General features: G+C 60.4%; 19 protein-coding genes. 2 read left to right on the top strand and 17 right to left on the bottom strand.

The window, feature by feature from the left end:
- Window positions 1-3: 3 nt before the first annotated feature.
- From AC0SZ7_RS19020 to gyrA, 16 genes are all read right to left on the bottom strand, one after another.
- Complete coding sequence (locus tag AC0SZ7_RS19020) at window positions 4-1,407, bottom strand: ABC transporter ATP-binding protein (RefSeq protein WP_475505825.1); 1,404 nt, start codon at window positions 1,405-1,407, stop codon at window positions 4-6.
- Window positions 1,397-2,218, bottom strand: coding sequence for an ABC transporter permease (locus tag AC0SZ7_RS19025; protein WP_475505826.1), 822 nt, complete (start codon window positions 2,216-2,218; stop codon window positions 1,397-1,399). The genes AC0SZ7_RS19020 and AC0SZ7_RS19025 overlap by 11 nt, the downstream gene beginning before the upstream one ends.
- A 258-nt stretch (window positions 2,219-2,476) precedes the next feature.
- Window positions 2,477-3,499 (bottom strand): glycosyltransferase, encoded by a 1,023-nt coding sequence (locus AC0SZ7_RS19030; protein WP_475505827.1) that lies wholly within the window; start codon window positions 3,497-3,499, stop codon window positions 2,477-2,479.
- The gene (rfbA, locus tag AC0SZ7_RS19035; RefSeq protein ID WP_475505828.1) at window positions 3,456-4,346 is read right to left on the bottom strand and encodes a glucose-1-phosphate thymidylyltransferase RfbA; all 891 of its coding nucleotides are present in this window, start codon (window positions 4,344-4,346) and stop codon (window positions 3,456-3,458) included. The genes AC0SZ7_RS19030 and rfbA overlap by 44 nt, the downstream gene beginning before the upstream one ends.
- A gap of 105 nt (window positions 4,347-4,451) precedes the next feature.
- Window positions 4,452-5,522, bottom strand: a complete 1,071-nt coding sequence (gene rfbB / locus AC0SZ7_RS19040) for a dTDP-glucose 4,6-dehydratase (RefSeq protein ID WP_475505829.1) — start codon at window positions 5,520-5,522, stop codon at window positions 4,452-4,454.
- 368 nt (window positions 5,523-5,890) lie between these two features.
- A complete protein-coding gene (locus AC0SZ7_RS19045) occupies window positions 5,891-7,252 on the bottom strand; it encodes a phosphohexomutase domain-containing protein (protein WP_475505830.1) in 1,362 nt (453 codons plus the stop codon).
- 144 nt (window positions 7,253-7,396) lie between these two features.
- Complete coding sequence (locus tag AC0SZ7_RS19050; protein WP_475505831.1) at window positions 7,397-7,639, bottom strand: LapA family protein; 243 nt, start codon at window positions 7,637-7,639, stop codon at window positions 7,397-7,399.
- Between the two features lie 24 nt (window positions 7,640-7,663).
- A complete protein-coding gene (gene ihfB, locus AC0SZ7_RS19055) occupies window positions 7,664-7,963 on the bottom strand; it encodes an integration host factor subunit beta (RefSeq protein WP_008370717.1) in 300 nt (99 codons plus the stop codon).
- Window positions 7,964-8,112: 149 nt separating this feature from the next.
- A complete protein-coding gene (locus AC0SZ7_RS19060) occupies window positions 8,113-8,343 on the bottom strand; it encodes a hypothetical protein (RefSeq protein ID WP_475505832.1) in 231 nt (76 codons plus the stop codon).
- A gap of 418 nt (window positions 8,344-8,761) precedes the next feature.
- The gene (gene rpsA / locus AC0SZ7_RS19065; RefSeq protein ID WP_475505833.1) at window positions 8,762-10,450 is read right to left on the bottom strand and encodes a 30S ribosomal protein S1; all 1,689 of its coding nucleotides are present in this window, start codon (window positions 10,448-10,450) and stop codon (window positions 8,762-8,764) included.
- A 119-nt stretch (window positions 10,451-10,569) separates the two neighbouring features.
- A complete protein-coding gene (cmk, locus tag AC0SZ7_RS19070; protein ID WP_475505834.1) occupies window positions 10,570-11,259 on the bottom strand; it encodes a (d)CMP kinase in 690 nt (229 codons plus the stop codon).
- A complete protein-coding gene (locus AC0SZ7_RS19075) occupies window positions 11,256-13,466 on the bottom strand; it encodes a bifunctional prephenate dehydrogenase/3-phosphoshikimate 1-carboxyvinyltransferase (protein WP_475505877.1) in 2,211 nt (736 codons plus the stop codon). The genes cmk and AC0SZ7_RS19075 overlap by 4 nt, the downstream gene beginning before the upstream one ends.
- A 28-nt stretch (window positions 13,467-13,494) precedes the next feature.
- Window positions 13,495-14,604 (bottom strand): histidinol-phosphate transaminase, encoded by a 1,110-nt coding sequence (gene hisC / locus AC0SZ7_RS19080; RefSeq protein WP_475505835.1) that lies wholly within the window; start codon window positions 14,602-14,604, stop codon window positions 13,495-13,497.
- Between the two features lie 9 nt (window positions 14,605-14,613).
- Window positions 14,614-15,708: a prephenate dehydratase gene (gene pheA / locus AC0SZ7_RS19085; RefSeq protein ID WP_475505836.1), complete on the bottom strand. Its 1,095-nt coding sequence runs from the start codon at window positions 15,706-15,708 to the stop codon at window positions 14,614-14,616.
- Window positions 15,708-16,793, bottom strand: coding sequence for a 3-phosphoserine/phosphohydroxythreonine transaminase (serC, locus tag AC0SZ7_RS19090; RefSeq protein ID WP_475505837.1), 1,086 nt, complete (start codon window positions 16,791-16,793; stop codon window positions 15,708-15,710). Before serC ends, pheA begins: the two co-directional genes overlap by 1 nt.
- Window positions 16,794-16,943: 150 nt before the next feature.
- A complete protein-coding gene (gene gyrA / locus AC0SZ7_RS19095) occupies window positions 16,944-19,586 on the bottom strand; it encodes a DNA gyrase subunit A (RefSeq protein WP_475505838.1) in 2,643 nt (880 codons plus the stop codon).
- 1,061 nt (window positions 19,587-20,647) lie between these two features.
- On the opposite strand from gyrA, the gene AC0SZ7_RS19100 reads away from it, so the two are divergent.
- Complete coding sequence (locus AC0SZ7_RS19100) at window positions 20,648-21,103, top strand: REP-associated tyrosine transposase (RefSeq protein WP_475505839.1); 456 nt, start codon at window positions 20,648-20,650, stop codon at window positions 21,101-21,103.
- 8 nt (window positions 21,104-21,111) lie between these two features.
- Here AC0SZ7_RS19100 and mtnA read toward each other — a convergent pair whose 3' ends face one another.
- A complete protein-coding gene (mtnA, locus tag AC0SZ7_RS19105) occupies window positions 21,112-22,188 on the bottom strand; it encodes an S-methyl-5-thioribose-1-phosphate isomerase (RefSeq protein WP_475505840.1) in 1,077 nt (358 codons plus the stop codon).
- A 113-nt stretch (window positions 22,189-22,301) separates the two neighbouring features.
- Between mtnA and AC0SZ7_RS19110 the strand changes: the two genes are divergently transcribed.
- Complete coding sequence (locus AC0SZ7_RS19110; protein ID WP_475505841.1) at window positions 22,302-23,633, top strand: TRZ/ATZ family hydrolase; 1,332 nt, start codon at window positions 22,302-22,304, stop codon at window positions 23,631-23,633.
- Window positions 23,634-23,648: the final 15 nt, after the last annotated feature.

Consider the following 23,648-nt stretch of genomic DNA (forward strand, 5'->3'; position numbering starts at 1 on the left):
TTCTCAACTATGATCGAATTCGGGAACGGCCGTGAGCTTCAACGAAATATCCTGCATGGGGATACCAATAAGCCCGGTGCTTGCACTGGTCGCTTCAGACTTGAAGAACAACGCATCATGAATCCAATGCATTTGAACATGTTCGTCCTGGGTACCCTCAGCCAACGCCACGCAGATGGAATAATCACCTTTTGGCAGGATAGGCATATGGAACGTAAAGTCACAGCGCAGCGCTTCTTCTTCCATCGCCTGTACTGGATGGTCAATATAAGAAAGGAACGTGTTATCGCCAAACAACGTTTGACCCAATCTATCCTTGATATAAAAACCGACAATCGGAGAGTGCAACTGTTGATGCGTTACAGCAAGAATCGTGATGGTGACCAACTCACCGCCTACCAACCAGAGCAACCTGTCCCCTTCAGCCGTAGTAAAGGAAACATCGACGATTTGAGCGGTCCCCAGCCCGAAGGAACTTGATTCGTGGTTAAATTCAAAAATCTGCAAGTCATTGCGGTGCTGAGTGGTATTGATGAATTCCAACCGCTGATCCTTGACAGCCACCTGCCGTTCTATACGCAACTTTGGCTTGAGCTTTGTCGTTGTTCCCTTCCCTTGTTGCGCTTCATAAAAGGCCTCAAGGTAAAAATCACTGACTACTTTTGGCAACCCTTCCTGAATGACCTTGCCTTTTTCCAGCCAGACCGCGTATGAGCAGAGGTTTTTCACCGAGGCTGTATCATGGCTCACGAAAAGAACCGTACCTGTTTTCATGAACTCACGGAGAAAACGCATGCATTTCTGGGTAAAGAATGCATCCCCGACAGCAAGGGCCTCGTCGATAACCAGTACGTCAGCGTCTACGTGAGCAATTACTGCGAAAGCCAAGCGAACCAACATGCCGCTGGAGTAGGTCTTTGTAGGCTGTTCTACAAAATCGCCGATATCTGCAAACGCGACGATACGCTCGAAGCGTTCGTCGATTTGCTTGACGGTCAGCCCGTAAAGCTGCCCGTTCAGGTATACGTTTTCGCGGCCTGTAAAATCAGGATTGAAGCCTGAGCCCAGCTCCAATAGCGCTGCGACCCGGCCATTGATTTCGGCAGAGCCGTGGGTAGGATTCAGTGTGCCGCAAATGATCTGCAGCAGCGTACTTTTCCCGGAGCCATTGCGGCCAATAATCCCGACTGTCTGTCCTTTTTGCACTTCGAAGCTGATGTCGTGCAACGCCTCGAATTTATTCGAGCATGCAGCGGCACGGGAATCACAGAAACGCCGCAAGCGAGGTACCAGCACGATCCTGGACAGCAGACGGTACATGAACTGCTGAAGACGACGCTGCGGTTTATCATAGGTCTCAAACGTTTTCGAGACGTTCGATACTTTAATTGCGATATCAGAGCACATCAGCAAAACCTATTCTGAGTTTTTGGAACCACGCATAACCGAGCCAGCAGAACACGAGCGAGAAACCAAGGTACGTGAGCCAGGCAAAGGGTTCAATTCCAACACCGAAAACCAGCAGATTCCTAGCCAACTCAATCGGGTAGGTCAAAGGATTGTAGTGCGCGAGAAATTGCCAATGCTCCGGAAAGGAAGTCGCCGGGAAGAATATTGGCGATATGAACATCATCCCCGTTGTAATAAGCCCGACTGTTTGACTGATGTCACGCACAAACACGCCTGTAGCGGACAGCCAGAACATCATTCCAAGAATGAAAATCAGGTAAGGCAGCATACCGATTGGCAAGAGTAGCGCCGTCCAGGGGATGCCACCGGTTTCCACCAGAATAAAGACCAGCAGGATGCAGAAGCTGATTGCAGACTGAAAGAGTGCTGACAATATGGAAACCAGCGGTAGTATTTCCAACGGAAATATTATCTTCTTAACGAAGTTCTGATTACCAATGACAATTGAAGGCGACCTGCCTAGGCACTCGCTGAAAAAATTGAATACAATCAGGCCCGCAAACAGGATAACAGGGTACGAAACGGAACTGTTTTCAACCGTCACCCCCCAGCGCGACTTGAAAATATTTGTGAACACAAAGGAAAAAATGGTAAGCATCAGCAGAGGACTAAGGATCGACCACAACAAGCCGAACAAAGATTCCTTATAGCGACTTACCGTCTCCCTCTTGGCCAGATTCAACAACAAATGCCGATGCAACTTTGCCGATCTAAGCAACTTTAACGGGGATATACTTTGCCTTTCCATTTATTTCAATACACCTTTCTTCAATCCGGCTTCGATGAGTTCAACGAAACGACTTCCGGTCAATCGGTGAAACCGCACATTACTTACCCACCCTGCATGCCCCCGTCCTTGGCCCGCACGCAGAAGCGCCGGAAACCCGTCAGGAAAGCTTATCACGCGTGGTGGTCGGGCGTAAGCAGGCAACAGGCCAGCTAAAATCGCGAGCATCCCAGTCCCACTCCCCATCTGCAATAGCATCAATCTACTCGCTACAGTCATTTATACGATGCTTGACGTACTGATATGCGGTGACACCTTACACCTGACAAAGAACGGCGCAGCCAGGCAAATCATTGCAAACAGTAACTGGTCCCGACGGCGCCTTCGACAGCTGCCTGCCTTGAAGGCAAGCATGAATATCCGAAGCCGGCCCAACCGAACACATCGTCGGGTGAATGAGTCACCACCAGGGGCCGACACGCGCGCCATCAATTGGATCTGAGCAAACCACCACCCCTCCCTTACCCGCGCCAGCCGAGAAAACATTGGAGCCAGGCCAGTGTTGGCGCCCATCACGTTGCCACGGTGCTGCCGATACTCCATTGACGACCACTCATCGATATGCCAGCTGTAGCCATGGCTTCGCGCGAATGCATATATGCACCAATCGTGCATCGATACAGCCGCAACGAGCTGCTGCTCCTTTGCGACAAAGGCTTGAAGATGAGTTGCCAGGGCTTGGTTCAAAACATAGGTGCAACCCGGCCCTGCTGCCTCGAACAGATAATCCCAGCGAACTTGGGGTTGTGCCTTGTCGATGAGCTTTGCTGTCCCGTCCGACCAAAACGCAGTGACATTACTCGAGTAGGCTTGCACCCCTCTTTCAACCAGCACCTGCACCGCCCTGGCCAGCTTGCCGGCATGCCACAGGTCATCCTGGTCGGCAAAGGCAACGTAATCGGTTCCTTGGAAATCGACGTCTCTGACCAGTCGGAAAAAATTCTGCGAGGCGCCGCCCGAGTTCTCCATGGAAAGGAGAAACACATTCGGGTGCTCGATTGCACATCTGCTGCACCACTCAAATGTGCCGTCGTCGGACTCATCAACACTGATATACAACTGAACGGCAACATCGCGCTGCGCCAGGATCGAAGCCACCTGCGCCTCGATCCATGCCATGCCGTTGTAGGCTGCCAACAACACAGCAACGCTCGGTCGTGCCCGCGACATCAATGTTCCCCCCGGCAGAGCGACTTGATCAAGCAATCGATTCAGCCAGCAGTTTCTGGAGGTATTGACCATATCCTGTCTTCTTCAGACGCTCGGCCTGCTCTGCCAGCGTCTGCGCGCTGATCCAGCCCGCAGTGAACGCAATTTCTTCAAGGCACGCGACCTTCAACCCCTGGCGGTGCTCGATTGTATGCACGAAGTGGCTGGCCTCCAGCAATGACTCATGGGTTCCGGTATCCAACCACGCAAATCCACGGCCCAGCATCTCCACATTGAGCGTTCCGCGCTCCAGATAGGCACGGTTCACATCGGTGATTTCCAACTCGCCGCGCTCGGAAGGCTGGATGCTCTTGGCAATGTCCACCACGGAATTGTCGTAGAAGTACAAGCCTGTCACGGCATAGCTGGATTTGGGGTTGGCCGGTTTTTCCTCGATGCTGAGTGCACGACCAGACTGGTCGAATTCAACCACTCCAAAACGCTCAGGGTCCGAAACATGGTAACCAAAAACGGTTGCGCCTTCGGTTCGAGCGCTTGCTGCAGCGAGGTTGGCCGAGAAATGCTGGCCGTAGAATATATTGTCACCCAGGATCAGGCAGCATGGATCCTGCCCAATGAACTGCTCGCCAATCAAGAAAGCCTGAGCCAGACCGTCGGGGCTAGGTTGCTCAGCGTAGGTCAGCTCAATGCCGTACTGACTGCCGTCCCCGAGCAATTTGCGAAAGCCTGGAAGATCGTCGGGCGTCGAAATGATCAGGATCTCGCGCATCCCCGCCAGCATCAGCACTGATAGCGGGTAAAAGATCATGGGTTTGTCGAAGACCGGCAGCATTTGTTTTGAAACGCCCAACGTAAGTGGGTGCAGGCGCGTACCAGAACCGCCAGCGAGGATGATGCCTTTACGTGTAGACGTGGTCATTTTTACTTGGCTTCCATTAGCATTGAATTACGCCGCCACACCTCTCCAGTGCGGCGGGGAAGAAATATCGCTGCGCTAGCCCGGGGGACGACTCCGGGCGGCAAGCTACGCCTCGCGGGCAGTGTAGTTGGTGTCGACCCAGCGCTGATATTCACCACTTTTGACGCGCGCCACCCATTGAGGGTTTGCCAGGTACCACTCCACCGTCTTGCGAATGCCGCTCTCGAAAGTTTCTACAGGCGTCCAGCCCAGCTCACGCTGAATTTTGGTAGCGTCAATTGCATAGCGCACATCATGGCCCGGGCGGTCCGTGACGTACGTGATGAGGCTGGCGTGAGGTTTGAACGGCGACTGCGGGCACAGTTCATCCAACAAGGCACACAAGGTACGTACGACCTCAATGTTCTGTTTCTCGTTGTGACCGCCGATATTGTAGGTTTCACCGACCACACCCTCATTTACTACTTTGTAGAGCGCGCGCGCGTGATCTTCCACGTACAGCCAGTCACGAACCTGGTTACCTTTGCCGTAAACAGGCAGCTGCTTGCCTTCCAGCGCATTGAGGATTACCAGGGGAATCAGCTTTTCCGGGAAATGGCAGGGACCATAGTTGTTGGAGCAATTGGTTATCAGTGTCGGCAAACCGAACGTCCGATTCCAGGCACGCACCAGATGGTCGGAACTGGCCTTGCTGGCCGAGTAAGGTGAACTCGGCTGATACGGAGTGCTTTCGGTGAACAGATCCTCCGGCCCCTCCAGATCCCCGTAGACCTCATCAGTGGAAATATGATGAAACCTGAACGCTTCCTTGCCGGCCGCCTCCAGGCCATTCCAATACCCGCGAGCTGCTTCAAGGAGCACATAGGTACCGACGATGTTGGTCTGAATGAATTCCGCAGGCCCCGTGATTGACCGATCTACATGGGACTCTGCGGCCAAGTGCATGACAACATCAGGCCTGTGCTCGCGAAAAACACGCTCTACTGCAATGCTGTCGCAGATATCGACATGCTCGAAAACATAACGTGAATCCTGATCAAAGCCCTGCAATGATTCTAAATTGCCAGCATACGTCAGCTTGTCGACGTTAATAACACTATCATCTGTGTTTTCAATGATATGACGTATGACAGCCGACCCGATGAAGCCAGCACCGCCAGTAACCAGTATTTTCATCTAAAACAGCCATTTGAAGAAGAACAAAAAGTTTGACCAACTCCGCTCGCAGGGGCACGACGCCGCCTATTGACGTATCAAAGCCACTGAAGCTAGAGAGTTATTCCGAGCAGGACTGGAAGCAGGAGCGAAGATTTTCTGCCTCTGGAGACTTGGGGCAGAAACGCTGGGAGGGGAAATGACACACTGGCGCTAGACATCCTTGATCCAACTGACTCACAGTAAGAAAGGCAAAATAGCATCATTGCCGATACAATTCACCCACTCAAACATGAAGAGTTGTTAACTCAGATTTTCCGCCTCTGCGTAAAGCGGAGGTCGGGGCACCGTTAGATTACCCCGACCGAATCTCAGGAGCCTTGCCTTCACTACCCCTGAATCAACCCCTCAATCTCCCCCAACCTCTCCCCCACCACAGCCTCATCCCCACGGCTCTCGATATTCAACCGCAGCAAAGGCTCGGTATTCGACCCGCGCAAGCTGAACCGCCAATCAGCAAACTCCACGCTGATGCCGTCTGTCCGATCCACAGCAGGTTGCTGCGGCAGGTAGTGCGCCAGGATTTTCTCGATGCTCGCAGGTACGTCGTCAACGCGGTAGTTGATTTCGCCGCTGCAGGGGTACGCGGCGATACGCTCGTCCACCAGCTGCGCCAGGGTCTTGCCGGTTTCGGACATCAGTGCCGCCACCAGCAGCCATGGGATCATGCCGCTGTCGCAGTAGGCGAAGTCGCGGAAGTAGTGGTGGGCGCTCATTTCGCCGCCGTAGACGGCGTCTTCCAGGCGCATGCGCTCCTTGATGAAGGCGTGGCCGGTCTTGCTCTGGATGGCGACGCCGCCGGCCTGCTCCACTTGTTCGATGGTGTTCCAGGTCAGGCGTGGGTCGTGGATGATTTTGCTGCCTGGGTGCAGCTTGAGCAGCATTTCGGCCAGCAGGCCGACCAGGTAGTAGCCTTCGATGAAGCGGCCGTCGGCGTCGAAGAAGAAGCAGCGGTCGAAGTCGCCGTCCCAGGCAATGGCCATGTCGCAGCCGTTTTCCAGCAGGGCCTTGCGGGTGAGTTCGCGGTTTTCCGGCAGCAGCGGGTTAGGCACGCCGTTGGGGAAGTTGCCGTCGGGCTCGACGTTGATGAATACCCACTCCAGCGGCAAGCGGCTGGCCAAGGCCTGGACGACGGGGCCGGCAGCGCCGTTGCCCGGGTCGGCGAGCACCTTGAGGGGCTTGAGCGCCTTGACGTCGACGTAACCTACCAGGTGGTCCAGGTAGGCGGTCTTGTCGAAGGCTTCGCGCACCTGGCCGGCCTTGGCGGCCGGGGTGCCGAGGTTGCCTTCGTCGACGCGCTGGCGAATGGCGTCAAGGCCGGTGTCGCCACTGATGGGCCGGGACTCGGCCTTCACCAGTTTCATGCCGTTGTAACCCTTGGGGTTATGGCTGGCGGTGATCATCACGCCGCCATCAGCCTTGTAGTGGCTGGTGGCGAAGTAGACTTCCTCGGTGCCGCACAAGCCGATGTCGATGACGTCGGCACCGGCCTCGGTAATACCGCGGACCAGCGCGGCGGCCAGGCCGGGGCTTTCCAGACGCATGTCGCGACCTACCACGATGGCCTTGCCGCTGAGTTCGAGCACCAACGCACGACCTATCCGATAGGCGATGTCATCGTTGAGCTGGGAAGGGACCTGACCGCGGATGTCGTAGGCCTTGAAGCATTGAGTGTGGATCGCGGGGTACATGCTGTTCACCAACCTTAATTATCCATGGCCACACCGGGGTGGCCGAAGGCAAGAATGGACCGCCAAGGCATCATGCCAGTGGCCTGCGACTTGTAAGGCAGCAAAATATCGATCTGGTTCACCGGTGACCGTGTATCAATCAGGTCAAATTGGCCGGGTGACTACTTTGCGGCGACGACGCAAGGATGCCAAGGCCGCCAATACGGGGCCCAGGACCATGCCAGCCAGGAATGCCACTATGATCAGCACGGCAACCGGCAGCTGCGGGCCGGTATAGCCCAGCACCACGATATTGACGGGCTGCTGGTTTTCCAGCACGAACACTACCGCCGCTACCAGCACCACAAGGACCAGGGCGACCAGCAGCAGTTTTCTAACCTTGTGCACTACGCACTCCTTCTGACGCATGCCTCAGGCATGTTCGTGCTCTTCATCCTCGTTCACCCGGTCACGCAATTCCTTGCCCGGCTTGAAGTGAGGAACGAATTTCCCATCCAGACTGACCGACTGCCCGGTCTTGGGATTGCGGCCTACCCTTGGCGCACGGTAGTGCAGCGAAAAGCTACCAAAGCCGCGAATCTCGATACGATCACCCGTAGCCAGGCACTGTGACATCTGCTCAAGCATGGTCTTGATGGCCAGCTCCACATCCTTGGATGAAAGCAGGCCTTGATGGGTGACAATACGGTCGATCAGTTCAGATTTCGTCATATTTTTCCCTTCTTTATCAAGAAGCTAGACAATCGCTTCAAAGGTTTTAGCATGGCTGGAGGGATTTGAACAGCCCGCGTATTGACTTGTTGCAAAGGTTTACGGTAGATCCACTAATACAGGCCGCACCGCGCCCTGCTTTCCACCCTTCAAGACTGCCTGCAGCGGATGACCAGGCTACGGCTGGACAGGCCTGCAGGATTGATACCAAAGGGGTAGTCCGGCGTGTCGTCGGTCAGGTCAGTGGACTTGCTGAGCACGCTGTACCCCGGCGCACCGCACGCACTCTCTGCCTTCTCGTAGCACTTCTCCCAGGAAGAGGTCACGCCCGAGCAGTTGATGTGCAGGGTGGCGATGCCCTTCACGCTATGGGTGGACATGGTCGCTTCGCACCCCGACAACGCGATCAACAGAGCCAGTGGCAGCCATCCTTTCATTACCGGTCCTTTTTATTGCCCTGGAAAAGGTCAGTGACCAATTCACTGGGTCGCCGCTCGCCCTCTTTTGGGTAGACAACTGATTTTTCAGGAGATTCTCCTGAGCGCCGGTTTTTTCCGGCAGAGCATCAGAGTGGCGGGTGTTTATGACTGTTTAATGTAGCAGGCCGGAGGAATATGCACCGGCGTTGCACCGATACATTCAAGAAACGGGCCTAGGGGGCCTGTGGTGCAACTGCAGCGGGTTGGGCGCAGCGCGGGGCTGCGGACGCGGCCTGGGGCCGCTGCTACGGGATACAGGAATTGCAGGCACAAAAAAGGGCGACCGAAGTCGCCCTTTTTCTTAATGGTCAGTCAGAACTTAGTTCTGCTTTTCCATTTGAGCACGCAGCAGGTCACCCAGGGTGGTTGGACCGGTTGCGATGTCCGAAGCAGCTGGCTTGTCGCGCAGGCTCTGGATTGCTTCTTTCTCGTCTTCAACGTCTTTCGACTTGATGGACAAGTTGATCACGCGCGACTTGCGGTCAACGCTGATGATCTTGGCTTCGACTTCTTCGCCTTCCTTCAGGACGTTACGCGCGTCTTCAACGCGGTCACGGCTGATTTCGGAAGCTTTCAGAGTGGCTTCGATGTCGTCGGCCAGGGTGATGATGGCGCCTTTGGCGTCAACTTCTTTAACGATACCGCGAACGATAGCGCCTTTGTCGTTGACAGCAACGTAGTTGGAGAACGGATCGCTTTCCAGTTGCTTGATGCCCAGGGAGATGCGCTCACGCTCTGGATCAACAGACAGGATCACAGTGTTCAGCTCATCGCCTTTCTTGTAGCGGCGTACTGCTTCTTCGCCAGCTTCGTTCCAGGAGATGTCGGACAGGTGAACCAGACCGTCGATGCCGCCGTCCAGACCAATGAAGATACCGAAATCGGTGATCGACTTGATGGTGCCAGAGATTTCGTCGCCCTTGTTGAACTGGCCAGAGAAGTCTTCCCATGGGTTCGACTTGCACTGCTTGATGCCCAGGGAGATACGACGACGCTCTTCGTCGATGTCCAGAACCATGACTTCCACTTCGTCGCCGACTTGTACGACTTTCGAAGGGTGGATGTTCTTGTTGGTCCAGTCCATTTCGGAAACGTGTACCAGACCTTCAACGCCTTCTTCCAGCTCAGCGAAGCAGCCGTAGTCGGTCAGGTTGGTCACGCGCGCCATGACGCGGGTGTTCTCTGGGTAACGAGCCTTGATAGCAACCCATGGGTCTTCACCCAGTTGCTTGAAGCCCAGGGAAACGCGGTTGCGCTCGCGATCGTACTTCAGAACCTTGACGTCGATCTCGTCGCCAACGTTGACCACTTCGGAAGGGTGCTTGATGCGCTTCCAGGCCATGTCGGTGATGTGCAGCAGGCCGTCCACGCCGCCCAGGTCCACGAAGGCGCCGTAGTCGGTGAGGTTTTTGACGATACCTTTGACTTGCTGGCCTTCCTGCAGGGATTCCAGCAGAGCTTCGCGCTCGGCCGAGTTCTCTGCTTCCAGGACGCTACGACGGGAAACGACAACGTTGTTGCGCTTCTGGTCCAGCTTGATGACCTTGAATTCCAGCTCTTTGCCTTCCAGGTGCGTGGTATCACGAACCGGACGGACGTCAACCAGGGAACCAGGCAGGAACGCACGGATGCCGTTAACGTCGACAGTGAAGCCGCCTTTAACCTTACCGTTGATAACGCCCTTGACCACTTCCTCAGCGGCGAAAGCTGCTTCCAGAACAATCCAGCACTCGGCGCGCTTGGCTTTTTCACGGGACAGCTTGGTTTCGCCAAAGCCGTCTTCGACCGCGTCCAGCGCAACGTGAACTTCGTCACCGACCTTGATGGTCAGCTCGCCAGCGTCGTTGTAGAACTGCTCGAGCGGGATGACGCCCTCGGATTTCAGACCGGCGTGGACAGTAACCCAGTCACCGTCGATATCGACAACGATACCGGTGATGATCGCACCTGGTTGAAGGTTGAGGGTTTTCAGGCTTTCTTCAAAGAGTTCCGCAAAGCTTTCGCTCATTTTAATTCCTGTAGATTTGGGCAGTAGAAACGCCCATCAGCCGCACTCCAGACAATGCGGGTTCGTTCATAGTAGAGAAGGCGCACGGGCTAGGGACTGGTTTCCCGTACGCGTTCTGGTCACCCGGCGATATCGCGTAGTGCGATTTCGCTCATGATGCGTTCCAGCACCTGCTCGATGGACAATTCCGTGGAATCCAGCTGTATGGCGTCAGCCGCCGGCTTGAGCGGGGCTACCGCTCGCTGGGTGTCACGCTCATCGCGCGCACGTATCTCATCTAGCAGACTCGACAGACTAACATCTTCGCCCTTGCCCTTCAACTGCAAGTAACGTCTGCGCGCACGTTCCTCGGCACTGGCGGTGAGGAAGATTTTCAGCGGTGCATCAGGGAACACCACGGTGCCCATGTCGCGGCCGTCGGCGATCAGGCCCGGGGCCTCCAGGAACGCGCGCTGGCGCTGCAGCAGGGCGTCGCGCACCGCCGGCAAGGCGGCGACTTTCGAGGCGCCGGCGCCGGCGGTCTCGGTGCGAATCACGGTGCTGACCTCATCACCCTCAAGAATGATGCGTTGCAACTGGCCTTCGGTGGCGGCAATGAATTGCACATCCAGATGAGCGGCCAATTGCGCGAGCAGGGCTTCGTTGTCCAGGGCCACGCCATGGTTGCCGGCATTGAAGGCCAGCAGGCGATACAGGGCGCCGGAGTCCAGCAGGTTCCAGCCCAGGCGCTTGGCCAGGATACCGGCCACAGTGCCTTTGCCCGAGCCGCTTGGGCCGTCGATAGTAATTACTGGCGCGTGGGAAATCACGACTTGCCCTCTTCGGTTACACGGATCCCGACCTGGCCGCACAGGGCCAGGAAGTTGGGAAAGGAGGTGGCGACGTTGGCGCAATCCAGAATGCGGATGGGCGCACTGGCGCGCAGCGCGGCGACGCTGAAGGCCATGGCGATACGATGGTCGCCCTGCCCCTGCACTTCGCCGCCCTGAATCGCGCCGCCGTCGATGATGATGCCGTCCTCGGTTGGCTGACATGTTACACCCAGGGCCTTGAGGCCGTCGGCCATGGCCTGGATGCGATCCGATTCTTTTACCCGCAGCTCCTGGGCACCGCGCAGTACGGTACGCCCCTGGGCTGCAGCTGCGGCGACGAACAGCACCGGGAATTCGTCGATGGCCAGCGGCACCAGCGCCTGCGGAATCTCGATGCCCTTGAGGGGCGCCGCGCGCACATGCAGGTCAGCCACCGGCTCGCCGCCGACTTCACGGCGGTTTTCCAGGCGAATGTCGGCGCCCATCAGGCGCAGGATATCGATGACGCCGGTGCGGGTGGGGTTGATACCCACGTGCTCCAGCACCAGCTCCGAACCCTCGGCAATGGACGCCGCCACCAGGAAGAACGCGGCAGAGGAAATATCGCCGGGCACCTCGATGCGGGTGGCGGCCAGCGGCTGGCCGCCAACCAGGGACGCCGTGGCGCCTTGGGTGCCGACCGGGTAGCCGAAGCCACGCAGCATGCGTTCGGTATGGTCGCGGGTGGGCGCAGGCTCGGTGACACGGGTCTCGCCCTCGGCATACAGACCCGCCAGCAACAGGCTGGACTTGACCTGGGCACTGGCCATCGGCAGCGTGTAATCCAGCGCCTTCAGCTTCTGGCCACCGCGAATGGTCAGCGGCGGCAGGCCATCGGCGCCCGTCTCGATCTGCGCACCCATTTCCCGCAGCGGCTTGGCGACACGGCTCATCGGGCGTTTGGACAACGACGCGTCGCCGGTCAGCACGCTGTCAAAACGCTGGGCCGCCAACAGCCCGGCCAGCAGGCGCATGCTGGTGCCCGAGTTGCCGACGTAGATAGGCCCCGGCGGCGGTTGCAGGCCATGCAGGCCTACGCCATGGATGGTCAGGCGGCCGTGGTGCGGGCCTTCGATGACCACGCCCATGTCGCGAAACGCCTGCAATGTCGCCAGCGCATCCTCGCCCTCAAGGAAGCCTTCCACCTCGGTGGTGCCGTCGGCGAGCGCGCCGAGCATCACCGCACGATGGGAGATGGATTTGTCGCCCGGCACGCGGATGCGCCCCGACAAGCGGCCGCCCGGCGCAGCGACGAAGTTCAGGTCGCGCGCCTCGCGCTTGTCGACGTAGGCGCGCCGCGCGAGGATCTTGCCGAAGTGCTCGCGCGCCATACGCGCACGCGTGAACACGCCAAGCATTTTCTGCCCGTCGCCGGCATCGACCGCATCGCGCAGCGCGTCGAGGTCGCTGCGGAAGGTGTCGAGGGTGCGCAGCACCGCATCGCGGTTGGCCAGGAAGATGTCATGCCACATCACCGGATCACTGCCGGCAATGCGCGTGAAGTCGCGGAAACCGCCCGCGGCGTAGCGGAAGATTTCCAGGTTTTCGTTGCGCTTGGCCAGCGAATCCACCAGGCCAAAGGCCAGCAGGTGCGGCAGATGACTGGTAGCCGCCAGCACTTCGTCATGGCGTTCGATGGCCATGTGCTCGACATCAGCGCCCAGGGCACGCCACAGCGCGTCGACGATCGACAGCGCATGCGGCGCGGTTTCGGGCAGCGGCGTGAGAATGACCTTGTGGCGCTGGAACAGCTTGGCGTTGGAGGCTTCCACCCCGCTCTGCTCGGACCCGGCAATCGGGTGGCCGGGCACGAAATTGAGCAGCCGCGCAGGCGCAAGCACTTCACGCGCCGCGCGCACCACATTGCCCTTGGCACTGCCGACATCGGTAAGGATGGCATCGCCCAGGTCCAGCTGCGCCAGCTTCGCCAGCAGCTTTTCCATGGCCAGGATCGGCACGGCCAGCTGGATGACGTCGGCACCCTTGCAGGCTTCGGCCAGGTCAGCTTCACAGCGGTCGACCACCCCCAGCTCCACGGCCAGCCTGCGCGACTGCGGATCCAGGTCCAGGCCCACCACTTCCGCGCACAGGCCGCTTTCACGCACGCCCTTGGCAAACGAGCCACCGATCAGCCCCAGGCCAACCACCACCAGGCGGCCAATCAGGGGCTTGGGTGTTACAACAGGAAAACCATCAACCACGTGCCAGAACCTTGCTCAGCGCTTCCAGGAAACGAGCGTTTTCGGTCGGCAGGCCAATGGTCACCCGCAGGTGGCTGGGCATGCCATAGTTGGCCACGGGACGGACGATCACGCCCTCCTGCAACAACCCCTGGAACACCGGCGCGGCCACGCGAGCCAGGTCGATGCAGAGGAAGTTGCCCTTGGACGGGATCCAGCCCAGGCCCAGCTCGCGACAGCCTTCCTGCAGCTGCTGCATGCCGAACTCGTTGAGCTCGCGGCTCTTGGCCAGGTAGGCAGTATCGGTCAGCGCCGCACAGGCGGCCGCCAGGGCCAGGCTGTTGACGTTGAACGGCTGGCGCACACGGTTTAGCACGTCGGCGATCACCGGCGACGACAGCGCGTAACCCACGCGCAGCGCCGCCAGGCCGTAGGCCTTGGAGAAGGTGCGCGATACCAGCAGGTTGGGGTGCTGCGCCAGGTAGTCGAGGCCGTCCGGCAGCTCGCCGCCCGTGGCGTACTCAATGTAGGCTTCGTCCAGCACCACCAGCACGTCCTGCGGCACGTCGCGCAGGAAATCGCTCAGCGCCTGGGCGTTGAACCAGGTGCCGGTGGGGTTGTTGGGGTTGGCAATGAACACGATGCGGGTGTTAGCGTCGATGGCCGCCAGCATCGCCGGCAGGTCGTGCCCCCACTCCCTGGCCGGCACAACGCGCGACTCGGCGCCCACGGCCTGGGTGACGATTGGGTAAACGGCAAAGGCGTGCTCGCTGAATACCGCGTTCTGGCCCGGGGCCAGGTAGGCGCGCGCCACCAGTTCGAGAATATCGTTGGAGCCATTGCCCAGGGTGACCTGATTGACCTGCACGCGGCAACGCTCGGCCAGCAGGGTCTTCAGCTCGAAACCATTGCCGTCGGGGTAGCGGGTCAGCTCGGCCAGTTCATTGGCGATGGCTTCACGCACCTTGGGGCTGGCCCCCAGCGGGTTTTCGTTGCTGGCCAACTTGACGATGTTCGCCGGGTCCAGGTTCAACTCGCGAGCCAGCTCGTCCACCGGCTTGCCAGGAACGTACGGCGACAGCTTTTGGACGCCCGACTGCGCGAGGGCGAGAAAATCACTCATGGCAAAACCTCACAGAACCGCTTTCGGGTAGGAGCCCAGCACTTTAAGTGCCACGGCTTCCTGACTGATTTTTTCGAGCACGCCCTTGATCAGCGGATCACGGTGATGGCCGACGAAATCGATGAAGAATACGTAGGTCCATTTACCGCTGCGTGACGGACGAGTCTCGATGCGGGTCAGGTCGATGCCGTTGTCGTGGAACGGCACCAGCAGCTCGTGCAGCGCGCCCGGGCGGTTGCTCATGGAAACGATGATCGAGGTCTTGTCGTCGCCGGTAGGCGGCACTTCCTGGTTACCGATAATCAGGAAACGCGTGGAGTTGTCCGGGCGGTCCTCGATTTTCTCGGCCAGGCGGGTCAGGCCGTACAGGCTGGCCGCCATGTCGCCGGCGATGGCCGCCGAGTTCCACTCACCCTTGACCCGCTTGGCCGCCTCGGCGTTGCTGGAAACGGCAATACGCTCGACGTTGGGGTAATGCGCGTCCAGCCACTTGCGGCACTGGGCCAGCGACTGGGCGTGGGAATAGATACGCGTGATCGCGTCGGTCTTGGTGCTTTCGCCGATCAGCAGGTGATGGTGGATACGCAACTCCACCTCACCGCAGATGACCATGTCATGTTCCAGGAAGCTGTCCAGGGTGTGGTTGACCGCACCCTCGGTGGAGTTCTCCACCGGCACTACGCCGAAGTTCACCGCGCCCGCCACCACTTCACGGAACACTTCGTCGATGGCCGCCATCGGCTTGCTGATGACGGCGTGGCCGAAGTGCTTCATGGCCGCTGCTTGGGTGAAGGTACCTTCAGGGCCCAGGTAGGCGACTTGCAGCGGGTTCTCAAGGGCCAGGCACGAGGACATGACTTCGCGGAACAACCGCGCCATCTCTTCGTTGCTCAATGGGCCCTTGTTGCGTTCCATCACGCGTTTTAGCACTTGGGCTTCGCGCTCGGGCCGGTAGAACACCGGCACCTCGCCTTCCGCCAGGGAGGCCATTTTCACGCGGGCGACTTCTTCGGCGCAGCGGGCACGATCGCTGATCAGTTCGAGAATTTTCTCGTCCAGGGCATCGATGCGCACCCGCAGGGCTTTCAGCTCCTGGTCGGACATCAGGCGTTTTCCTTCTCGAACTCGGCCATGTAGGCAACCAGCGCTTCAACCGCGTCCAGGCCCAGGGCGTTGTAGATGGAGGCACGCATGCCGCCTACCGAACGGTGACCCTTGAGGTTGAGCAGGCCGCGAGCATCGGCGCCGGCCAGGAAGGCCTTGTCCAGGCGCTCGTCCGCCAGGCGGAACGGCACGTTCATCCACGAGCGGGCGTTGTGGGCGATAGGGTTGGTGTAGAACTCGCTGCTGTCGATGAAACCGTACAAGCGGTCCTTCTTGGCGCGGTTGCGCACTTCCATGGCCTCGACGCCACCCTGCTCTTTCAGCCACTCGAACACCAGGCCCGACAGGTACCAGGAGTAGGTAGCCGGGGTGTTGTACATCGAGGCGTTGTCGGCGGCGATCTTGTAGTTGAGCATGGTCGGGCAGGCACTGCGGGCGCGACCCAGCAGGTCTTCGCGAATGATCACCACCACCAGGCCGCTCGGGCCGATGTTCTTCTGCGCGCCAGCGTAGATCATGCCGTATTGCGACACATCGATAGGGCGCGAGAGGATGTCGGAGGACATGTCCACCACCAGCGGCACGTCACCGGTCTGCGGAACCCAGTCGAATTCCAGGCCGCCGATGGTTTCGTTGGACGCGTAGTGAACATAGGCGGCGCCTGGGGTCAGGTTCCACTCGTTCTGGCCAGGAATGGCCAGGTAGTCGTAGGGCTTGGCGCTGGCGGCGACATTGATGTTGCCGTAGCGACGCGCCTCCTCGATGGCCTTCTTCGACCAGATACCGGTCTCGATGTAGTCCGCGGTGCCGTCTTCCGGCAGCAGGTTCAACGGGATTTCGGCGAACTGCTGGCTGGCGCCACCCTGCAGGAACAGGACCTTGTAGTTGGACGGAATGGACAGCAGGTCGCGCAGGTCCTGCTCGGCCTTCTCGGCGATGGCCACGTAGTCGTCGCTGCGGTGGCTCATCTCCATGACGGAGAGACCTTTGCCGCGCCAGTTCAGCATTTCGGCCTGGGCGCGCTGCAGAACAGCTTCAGGGAGCGCAGCGGGACCTGCGCAGAAGTTAAAGGCTCGGTTGCTCACATCCACTCTCGCTCTGCTTGAATTCGTTAGATCGGTGGTGAGGCGATCGCGGCCAAGGCCGGCTTCTACGGCCAACGTTGACGGCAACCGGCGCCACCACCCAAATATCATTGAGGGCACCGAAGTGCCCCCATGATCCATCACGACAATTTATTCCTGCGGCAACTCGTCGTCGCCTGCGACCTCATCCGGCGCCTCGGCGCTTTCGGCCGGCGCTTCGAAGCCCTCTTCGCCTTCGAGCAATTCCTCGCCCTCGACTTCCGATGGCTCCTGCACGCGCTCAAGGCCTACCAGCGTTTCATCGCTGGCCAGCTTGATCAGCGTCACGCCCTGGGTATTACGGCCCAGGCTGGAGACTTCGCTGACGCGGGTACGCACCAGGGTGCCCTGGTCGGAAATCAGCATGATCTCCTCGCCGTCCAGCACCTGTACAGCCCCGACCAGACGGCCGTTGCGCTCGTTGCTGACCATGGCGATGACGCCCTGGCCGCCACGCTTGTACTCGGGGAACTCGCCGATGGCGGTGCGCTTGCCATAGCCGCGCTCGGAAGCGGTAAGGATCTGGCTACCTTCTTCCGGGATCAGCATGGAAATCAGCTTCTGCCCTTCCGGCAGGCGCATGCCGCGCACGCCGCGAGCGGTACGGCCCATGGCCCGTACGTCGGATTCCTTGAAGCGGGTGACCTTGCCGCCGTCGGAGAACAGCATGACTTCACGCTCGCCATCGGTGATGGCCGCGCTGATCAGCACGTCGCCTTCGTCCAGTTCCAGGGCAATCAGGCCCACGCTGCGCTGACGGCTGAAGGATTCCAGCGGGGTCTTCTTCACGGTGCCGTTGGCGGTGGCCATGAAGATGAAGTGACCTTCGGTGTATTCCTCTACCGGCAGCATGGTGGTGATGTACTCGCCATCGTCCAGCGGCAGCAGGTTGACCAGCGGGCGACCACGGGCGGCACGCGAGGCCTCCGGGATCTCGTAGGTCTTGAGCCAGTAAACCTTGCCCTTGCTGGAGAACAGCAGCAGGGTGGTATGGCTGTTCGCCACCAGCAGATGAGCGATGTAGTCTTCGTCCTTCACACCGGTAGCCGACTTGCCCTTGCCGCCGCGGCGCTGAGCCTGGTAGGCAGCCAGTGGCTGGGTCTTGGCGTAGCCGCCGTGGGAGATGGTCACCACGCGCTCTTCTTCCGGGATCATGTCACCCAGGGTCAGGTCCAGGCGCGCATCGAGAATCTCGGTACGGCGCACGTCGCCGTATTCGGCGCGGATCACTTCCAGCTCTTCGCGGATCACTTCCATCAGGCGCGCGGCGCTGTTGAGGATGCGGATCAGCTCGCCGATCTGGTTGAGGATTTCCTGGTACTCGGCCAGCAGCTTCTCGTGCTCCAGGCCGGTCAGGCGGTGCAGGCGCAGGTCCAGGATGGCCTGGGCCTGCTCCGGCGACAGCCAGTACTTGCCGTCACGCAGACCGAACTGCGGGTCGAGGTTTTCCGGGCGCGAGGACTCGGCGCCGGCCGCTTCCACCATGGCCACCACGGCGCTGGATTCCCAGGCAGTGCTGATCAGGGCTTCCTTGGCTTCGGACGGCGTCGGCGAGGCCTTGATCAGGGCGATTACCGGGTCGATGTTCGACAGCGCTACCGCCTGGCCTTCCAGGATGTGGCCGCGCTCGCGGGCCTTGCGCAGTTCGAACACGGTACGGCGGGTAACCACTTCGCGGCGGTGGCGCACGAAGGCTTCCAGCAGGTCCTTGAGGTTCAGCACGCGTGGGCGGCCGTCGATCAGGGCCACCACGTTGATGCCGAACACGGCCTGCATCTGGGTCTGGGCGTAGAGGTTGTTGAGGATGACCTCAGGCACTTCGCCACGGCGCAGCTCGATGACGATGCGCATGCCGTCCTTGTCGGACTCGTCGCGCAGCTCGGTGATGCCTTCCAGCTTTTTCTCTTTTACAAGCTCGGCGATCTTCTCGATCAGGCGGGCCTTGTTCAGCTGGTACGGCAGCTCGGTGACCACGATCTGCTGGCGGCCACCGACCTTGTCGATGTCTTCCACGGTGGAACGGGCACGCATGTAAATGCGGCCACGGCCGGTGCGGTAGGCTTCGATGATACCGGCGCGGCCGTTGATGATGGCGGCGGTCGGGAAGTCGGGGCCAGGGATGAACTGCATCAGCTCATCGATGGTGATGTCGGCGTTGTCGATCAGCGCCAGGCAGCCATCGATGACTTCGCCCAGGTTGTGCGGCGGAATGTTGGTGGCCATGCCCACGGCGATGCCGCTGGAGCCGTTGACCAGCAGGTTGGGGATGCGCGTCGGCATCACCGCCGGGATCTGCTCGGTGCCGTCGTAGTTGGGCACCCAGTCCACGGTTTCCTTGTGCAGGTCGGCCAGCAGCTCATGGGCCAGCTTGGTCATGCGCACTTCGGTGTATCGCATGGCTGCGGCGTTGTCGCCGTCCACCGAACCGAAGTTGCCCTGGCCGTCTACCAGCAGGTAGCGCAGGGAGAAAGGCTGGGCCATACGCACGATGGTGTCGTAGACCGCAGTGTCACCGTGAGGGTGGTACTTACCGATCACGTCACCGACCACACGGGCGGATTTCTTGTACGGTTTGTTCCAGTCGTTACCCAGTTCACTCATCGCAAACAGAACGCGGCGATGCACGGGCTTCAAGCCATCACGCGCATCAGGCAGTGCACGCCCGACGATGACGCTCATCGCGTAGTCGAGGTAGGACTGTCTCAGCTCGTCTTCGATATTGACCGGGAGGATTTCTTTGGCCAGTTCGCCCATGAGAAGCCTGATTCCTTTTTCTGGTGAAACTCCGTCACATCCAATGGGACGAACGAAGCTCGCCGCCGACGGCCACTGCCGTGAGGCGACTTACGACAAATCAACGAGTTATGCTCTGGATCTGCGCAGTGGGGGCCGCACCAAAGAGCGACCCTGGAAACCGTCGGATGTTACCACAAAGCCCGTCAGGGACCTATCCCCTGGAAGGCTTGCAAACCCATTAATTGATGAGTGAACGCGCTTGAGGTGGCTCTGAGGGGCTTTTGTGGGATTTTGCGTCTGCAGCGCATGCTTTTTTGGAGGCCTCGTTCTAAATATCTCTTGATATCTATCCCGAGGTTGCAGCCTTTGCGGACACGGTCCGCTCCTACGACACCCCGCCCCCACCGTAGGAGCGGGCCGCGCCCGCGAACCAGGTGCCGCGGTGCGCCAGGTATTACGCGGTGTGGCCTTCGCGGACACGGTCCGCTCCTACGGGCACCCCAACCCCACCGTAGGAGCGGGCTGTGCCCGCGAACCAGGCGCTGCGGTGCGCCAGGTATTACGCGGTGTGGCCTTCGCGGACACGGTCCGCTCCTACGGGTACTCCAGCTCACCGTAGGAGGGGGCCGCGCCCGCGAACCAGGCGCGGCGGTGCGCCAGGTATTACGCGGTGTGGCCTTCGCGGACACGGTCCGCTCCTACGGGCACCCCAACCTCACCGTAGGAGCGGGCCGTGCCAGCGAACCAGGCGCCGCGGTGCGCCAGGTATTACGCGGTGTGGCCTTCGTGGACACGGTCCGCTCCTACGGGCAACCCAACCTCACCGTAGGAGCGGGCTGTGCCCGCGAACCAGGCGCCGCGGTGCGCCAGGCAGTACGCGGTGCGGCTTTCGCGGACACGGTCCGCTCCTACGGGTACTCCACCCCACCGTAGGAGCGGGCCGCGCCCGCGAACCAGGTGCCGCGGTGCGCCAGGTATTACGCGGTGTGGCCCTGCACTTACATGGCTTGACACTCTTTCAACGAAGACCTGCGGAACATCTACCCCCAATATCTCCACTTTCAAATGGAGACAATGGAATGCCCCATTTCCAAGCTCGGCGCCTGCGTAAAGGCAGATTCAGTGAGATCGGCCGCATTTATCTGGTCACTAGCGCAACAAGACATCGCGTCGGGGTGTTTGAAGACTGGCGGATTGGGCGACTTGTGGTTCATCAATTCAAATACGCCCAGGATTGCGAATTCGTTGACTCTATCGCCTTCGTCGTGATGCCCGACCACTTCCATTGGCTATTCGAGCTGCGAAGAAACAGCCTCTCGTCATTGATCCGCATGGTGAAGTGCCGCTCCACCCTGGCGATCAACAAACACCTGGGCCGCAGCGGCCCGCTCTGGCAGAAAGGCTTTCACGACCGCGCACTGCGTCAAGAGGAGGACCTGCAAGCCGTAGCCCGTTACGTAATTGCCAACCCACGCCGTGCAGGCCTGGTGGACCGCACAGGCAGCTACCCACTCTGGGACGCCAAATGGCTATAGAAGCAAGCTCAATGCAACCGCTTGCGACACATCAACTGCGCCAGCTTCGCCGCATCCGGCCGCTCGACGATGCCCTTCTCCGTAATGATCGCATCGATCAAATCCGCCGGGGTCACGTCGAATACCGGGTTGAAGGCATCCACGTCCGCCCCCAGGCGCTGCCCGCCCACTTCCAGCAGTTCGCGGCCATCGCGCTCTTCGATGGGGATGTCCTCGCCGCTGGCAAGGTTCATGTCGATGGTGGAGCTGGGCGCTACCACCATGAAGCGCACGCCATGGTGCATGGCGGTGACGGCCAGCTGGTAGGTGCCGATCTTGTTGGCGACGTCGCCATTGGCGGTGATGCGGTCGGCGCCGACAATGACCCAGGTGATGCCCTTGGTCTTCATCAGGTGCGCGGCGGCGGAGTCGGCGTTGACGGTGACCGGGATGCCTTCGTTGGCCAGCTCCCAGGCGGTCAGGCGCGAGCCTTGCAGCCAGGGGCGGGTTTCGTCGGCGTAGACGCGCTCGACCATGCCTTCGATATAAGCGCCGCGAATCACCCCCAGCGCAGTGCCGAAGCCGCCGGTGGCCAGCGCGCCGGTGTTGCAGTGGGTAAGGATGGCCTGGGCGTTGCCCTGGTGACGGCGAATCAGGTCCACGCCCAGCTGGGCCATGGTCAGATTGGCTTCACGGTCGCTTTCGTGGATGGCCAGGGCCTCGGCTTCCAGCAGGCCGAGCACGTCGGCGTGCCCCTTGACCCGCTCCAGGCGCTCGCGCATGCGGTTCAGCGCCCAGAACAGGTTGACCGCCGTGGGCCGCGAGGCGGCCAGCACGGTGAAGTCCTGTTCCAGTGCCGCCAGCCAATCGCCGCCCTGGGCGTGGCGCTGGCGGGCGCCCAGTACGATGCCGTAGGCAGCACTGATGCCGATAGCCGGCGCGCCGCGCACTACCATGGCCCGGATGGCTTCGGCGACGCCGGCGGCGTCGGTGTACGCCAGCCAGGTTTCCTGATGCGGCAGCACGCGCTGATCAAGCAGGTGCAGGGCCCCGTCACGCCAGTCGATGGCCTTCACTTTCTCTGCTGCCAATAGACGTTCGCGCATTGCCCACCCCTGATCTGAAAGCTGACATCAAAAGCGGCCGATTATAGCGAGCCCCCGGGGAAGACGCTCGGGTATACTTCGCCATCACCGACCCAAAGCACTGGAACCACACCATGCCCGACGCCGCCCAGCCCCTCGACCTGTTGCTGTTGCCCAGCTGGCTGGTGCCCGTGGAACCGGCCGGGGTGGTGCTGAAGGAGCATGGCCTGGGCGTGCGTGATGGCAATATAGTGTTTATCGGCCCGCGAGCGGAAGCCTTGAAGCTCGCAGCCCGTGAAGTGCGCGAGCTGCCGGGCATGCTGCTGACCCCCGGCCTGGTCAACGCCCACGGCCACGCGGCCATGACGCTGTTCCGCGGCCTGGCGGATGACCTGCCGCTGATGACCTGGCTGCAGGACCATATCTGGCCAGCCGAAGGGCGCTGGGTGGACGAAGCCTTCGTGCGCGATGGCACGGACCTGGCCATTGCCGAACAGCTCAAGGGCGGCGTCACCTGCTTCTCGGACATGTACTTCTACCCGCGCGAGGCCAGCGAACGCGTGCACCACAGCGGCATGCGCGCGCAAATCTGCATTCCGGTGCTGGATTTCCCCATTCCAGGCGCCCGCAGCGCCGATGAAGCCCTGCACCAGGGCGTGGAACTGTTCAGCGACCTGAAACACCATCCGCGCATCTCCATTGCCTTCGGCCCCCACGCCCCTTATACCGTGGGCGACGGCAACCTGGAGAAAATCCGCGTGCTGGCCGACGAACTGGATGCCCCTATCCAGATGCATGTGCACGAAACCGCTGGCGAGGTGGAACAGGCCCTCGCCCAAGGTGGCGAACGGCCACTGGCGCGCCTGGGCCGCCTGGGCTTGCTGGGGCCGCGCTTCCAGGCCGTGCACATGACGCAAATCAGCGAGGAAGACCTGGCCCTGCTGGTGGAAAGCAACACCAGCGTGGTGCACTGCCCTGAATCCAACCTCAAGCTGGCCAGCGGCTTCTGCCCGGTGGAACGGCTGTGGCAGGCCGGCGTCAATGTGGCAGTAGGCACCGACGGCGCCGCCAGCAACAATGACCTCGACCTGCTGGGCGAAACCCGCACCGCCGCGCTGCTGGCCAAGGCCGTGGCCGGCAACGCCACCGCCCTGGACGCCCACCGTGCGCTGCGCATGGCTACGCTCAACGGTGCGCGCGCCCTGGGCCTGGAAGCCAGCATCGGCTCGCTGGAACTGGGCAAGGCCGCCGACATGACCTGCTTCGACCTGTCGGGGCTGGCCCAGCAGCCGGTCTACGACCCGGTGTCGCAACTGATCTACGCCACTGGCCGGGACTGCGTGACGCATGTCTGGGTCGGTGGCACCGCCCTGCTCCAGGACCGTGCGCTGACCCGCATGGACGAACAGGGCCTGGCGGCCACCGCCGCCGGCTGGGGCCAGCGCATAGCGGCCCGGCACGAATAACCGTTGCGGGCGCCC

This window comes from Pseudomonas sp. JC1203 (genome assembly GCF_056175065.1).

Bases quoted from the DNA above. Each gene is read 5' to 3' on its own strand.
- AC0SZ7_RS19020 (WP_475505825.1), bottom strand. From the start codon at position 1,407: ATGTGCTCTGATATCGCAATTAAAGTATCGAACGTCTCGAAAACGTTT.
- AC0SZ7_RS19025 (WP_475505826.1), bottom strand. From the start codon at position 2,218: ATGGAAAGGCAAAGTATATCCCCGTTAAAGTTGCTTAGATCGGCAAAG.
- AC0SZ7_RS19030 (WP_475505827.1), bottom strand. From the start codon at position 3,499: ATGGTCAATACCTCCAGAAACTGCTGGCTGAATCGATTGCTTGATCAA.
- rfbA (WP_475505828.1), bottom strand. From the start codon at position 4,346: ATGACCACGTCTACACGTAAAGGCATCATCCTCGCTGGCGGTTCTGGT.
- rfbB (WP_475505829.1), bottom strand. From the start codon at position 5,522: ATGAAAATACTGGTTACTGGCGGTGCTGGCTTCATCGGGTCGGCTGTC.
- AC0SZ7_RS19045 (WP_475505830.1), bottom strand. From the start codon at position 7,252: ATGTACCCCGCGATCCACACTCAATGCTTCAAGGCCTACGACATCCGC.
- ihfB (WP_008370717.1), bottom strand. From the start codon at position 7,963: ATGACGAAATCTGAACTGATCGACCGTATTGTCACCCATCAAGGCCTG.
- AC0SZ7_RS19060 (WP_475505832.1), bottom strand. From the start codon at position 8,343: ATGTCCACCCATAGCGTGAAGGGCATCGCCACCCTGCACATCAACTGC.
- rpsA (WP_475505833.1), bottom strand. From the start codon at position 10,450: ATGAGCGAAAGCTTTGCGGAACTCTTTGAAGAAAGCCTGAAAACCCTC.
- hisC (WP_475505835.1), bottom strand. From the start codon at position 14,604: ATGAGTGATTTTCTCGCCCTCGCGCAGTCGGGCGTCCAAAAGCTGTCG.
- pheA (WP_475505836.1), bottom strand. From the start codon at position 15,708: ATGTCCGACCAGGAGCTGAAAGCCCTGCGGGTGCGCATCGATGCCCTG.
- gyrA (WP_475505838.1), bottom strand. From the start codon at position 19,586: ATGGGCGAACTGGCCAAAGAAATCCTCCCGGTCAATATCGAAGACGAG.
- AC0SZ7_RS19100 (WP_475505839.1), top strand. From the start codon at position 20,648: ATGCCCCATTTCCAAGCTCGGCGCCTGCGTAAAGGCAGATTCAGTGAG.
- mtnA (WP_475505840.1), bottom strand. From the start codon at position 22,188: ATGCGCGAACGTCTATTGGCAGCAGAGAAAGTGAAGGCCATCGACTGG.
- AC0SZ7_RS19110 (WP_475505841.1), top strand. From the start codon at position 22,302: ATGCCCGACGCCGCCCAGCCCCTCGACCTGTTGCTGTTGCCCAGCTGG.